Source organism: Neisseria sp. P0021.S007, from assembly GCF_051956855.1.
On record NZ_JBQCXA010001181.1, the window covers coordinates 1 to 520 of the forward strand.

A 520-nucleotide genomic window follows, 5' to 3' on the forward strand; every position below is an offset into this window, starting at 1 on the left:
TATTTTGAAAGGCTGTTATTATATAACATTGCATCATTTATATGATAAGACTTTTGAGAAAAAAAGGCCGTCTGAAAACGAAGCGTGGTTTTCAGACGGCCTTTAGCTTGTATGCAGGTTTAAATGAAAACGGAACAATCTCTCAACTGCCTGGTTTGGGTAAGGCAGAAAGTCATGGCAGATTGTTTGCTTTCATTGAAAGTATTACTTGGTTTCGGCGGCTTTAGCGCCAGCGGTCTCGGCAATCAAATCTAAGAATACCAACGGCTTTTTGCCGATATTTTTGAGTGCATGGGACTGACCGGGGCGGGCGATGGTAATGTCGCCGGCGCTGACTTCGGTTTGTTTGCCTTCGCTATCGGTAAAAAGGCCTTTGCCGGATACGATAATGTAAACGTCTTCATTGCCGGTATGTTTGTGTTGGCCGATGGAAGCGCCAGGCGGAAGAGTGAGCCAGCCGATTTCTTTGAATGCGTCTTGGTCGGCGGTTTGATGGCGCGTGAAGGCAAAGCTGCCAAGC

The 520-nt window shown here is 46.7% G+C and carries 1 protein-coding gene; it reads right to left on the bottom strand.

Translation table 11 applies throughout. The annotated features are described in order from the left end of the window. Positions 1–204: 204 nt before the first annotated feature. The coding region (locus ACTHUR_RS18165; RefSeq protein WP_440400155.1) for a cupin domain-containing protein at positions 205–520 on the bottom strand (316 nt) is incomplete at its 5' end.